The organism is Pseudoalteromonas sp. AWM4_233, assembly GCF_056158285.1.
Window position 1 is genome coordinate 1 of sequence record NZ_JBSWSZ010000116.1, and the last position, 2,281, is coordinate 2,281.

The window sequence follows — 2,281 nt, forward strand, 5'->3', positions numbered from 1 at the left end:
CATATCCGCCGTGGCAGAGTTGGCTTTGAAATGACACATCCGGAATACAGCTTATCGGATACCCTTTCTGAGCAACCAACGAACACCACGCTTACGCCGGTTTATCCTGTTACCGAAGGGCTAAAACAGTTATCTATTCGTGCACTAAGCGATCAAGCACTTGCACTATTAACTAAATACCCTGTCGAAGAGTTACTGCCAGAACAGTTTCAGCCAACCGGAATGCGTTTAGCCGATGCTCTAATGACCTTACATCGCCCACAAAACGATGTTGATTTAACTGCTCTTGAACAGGGTATGCATCCTGCTCAGCAACGGCTAGTGTTTGAAGAGTTGCTTGCGCAAAACTTAAGCCTTTTAAAGCTGCGCCAAAAAGGGCAAACGGTAAAAGCGGTTGCTTTAAAGCCTCATAACCAACTTGAGCAACAGTTTTTAGCTAATTTAGCCTTTAGCCCAACCAACGCACAAAGTCGTGTTGTGGCAGAAATCAAAGGTGACTTACAACACCCGTTTCCGATGATGCGCCTAGTACAAGGCGATGTCGGCTCTGGTAAAACCTTAGTCGCAGCGCTCAGTGCGCTCAGTGCTATCAGCGAAGGCTATCAAGTAGCGCTAATGGCACCAACAGATATTTTATCAGAGCAACATGGCATCAACTTTAGCCAATGGTTTAATCAACTCGGTGTTGAAGTTGCCTGGTTAGGTGGCAAAAGTAAAGGTAAAGAGCGTGCAGCGACTTTGGAAAAAATCGCCTCTGGGGAAGCACAAATGATTGTTGGCACCCATGCATTATTCCAAGAACAGGTTGAGTTTAATAATCTCGTTTTGATTATCATAGATGAGCAACACCGCTTTGGTGTTCATCAGCGTTTATCACTGCGTGAAAAAGGTCGCTTTGGTGATTGCTACCCACACCAATTAGTTATGACTGCAACCCCTATCCCGCGAACCTTAGCAATGACAGCCTACGCTGACTTAGAAACCTCAGTGATTGATGAGTTACCACCCGGTAGAACGCCTATCACAACGGTGGCGATTCCAGATGCACGCCGAGACGAAATCATTCAACGTGTGAGAACAGCATGCTCAGAGCAAGGTCGTCAAGTGTATTGGGTTTGCACCCTGATTGATGAATCTGAAGTACTGCAATGCCAAGCCGCCGAGGATAGCGCCGAGCAATTAAAAGCAGCACTGCCAGAGCTAAACGTTGGCTTGGTGCATGGCCGGATGAAAGCTGCCGAAAAGCAAGCCATTATGAGTGAGTTTAAAGCTGGTAATATTCATGTACTCGTTGCCACAACCGTGATTGAAGTGGGTGTTGATGTGCCTAATGCGAGTCTTATTATTATTGAAAACCCTGAACGGTTAGGACTTGCACAACTCCACCAGCTACGCGGCCGTGTTGGTCGTGGGGCTACGGCATCACACTGTGTTTTACTTTATCATGCGCCATTATCAGCTACAGCGCAAAAACGCTTAGGTGTGCTGCGTGAAAGTAATGATGGCTTTGTGATTGCTGAGCGAGATCTCGAAATCCGTGGCCCAGGTGAAGTACTTGGCACCAAACAAACAGGCTTAGCTGAATTCAAAATCGCCGACCTAAACCGCGATAAACAAACACTTAATCATGTCAGACCCATCGCTTTCAAAATATTGAATGACTACCCAGAACTTACCGATAAATTGATTCAACGCTGGCTTGCAGGCAAATCAAACTACGCACAAGCTTAAAGCTAACTTCAGTATAATTTTGTTGTTCAACAAAAAAAGCCCAGCTAATTAGCTGGGCTCACAAGTAAGGGAGTGTTCACTTAGAATTTGTATTCAATACCAACACCTAGGTAATCTTGGTCAACTTGGTTGTCTGTATCAAACGTTGAGTAGAAACCAAATACTTTGGTGTTTTTGTTTAGCTTGTGATCAACACCTGCAGAAATAGCAGTTTTCTTATCGCCTTCATCAAAGTCAATTACTTGGTACTGTACTTTGAATGTGTTGCTATTCATTTGGTAAGCAGCATTTACTAAGTAGCCATCAGCTTCTGCGCTACCATCCACTTTTTCTTGTGTTTGGTACATAGCACCTAGTTTGAAGTCACCTAGTTTACCTTGTACTGTTGCACGAACAATGTCGTAACCTTTTACTTCGCTGTCAGCTGCAACTGATGCATAAAGTTTGCTTTCTTTCAGTTTCATCGCCGTAAGTTAACGCTACTGAGTACCCGTTATCAGCATCTACATCAGGTGCTGGAAGTTAGAAGCCACAAGGATCGGTTAACCTT

General features: G+C 44.6%; 1 protein-coding gene and 1 pseudogene. One reads left to right on the forward strand and one right to left on the reverse strand.

Going from position 1 to position 2,281, the window contains the following annotated elements; all coding sequences use genetic code 11:
• Positions 1–1,731: ATP-dependent DNA helicase RecG (gene recG / locus ACXAC4_RS26245; RefSeq protein WP_475167818.1), on the forward strand; the 1,731-nt coding region annotated here is incomplete at its 5' end.
• A gap of 80 nt (positions 1,732–1,811) precedes the next feature.
• On the opposite strand, the pseudogene ACXAC4_RS26250 reads toward recG, so the two are convergent.
• Positions 1,812–2,241 (reverse strand): annotated as a pseudogene (locus ACXAC4_RS26250) (porin); the annotation flags it as partial.
• Positions 2,242–2,281 lie beyond the last annotated feature (40 nt).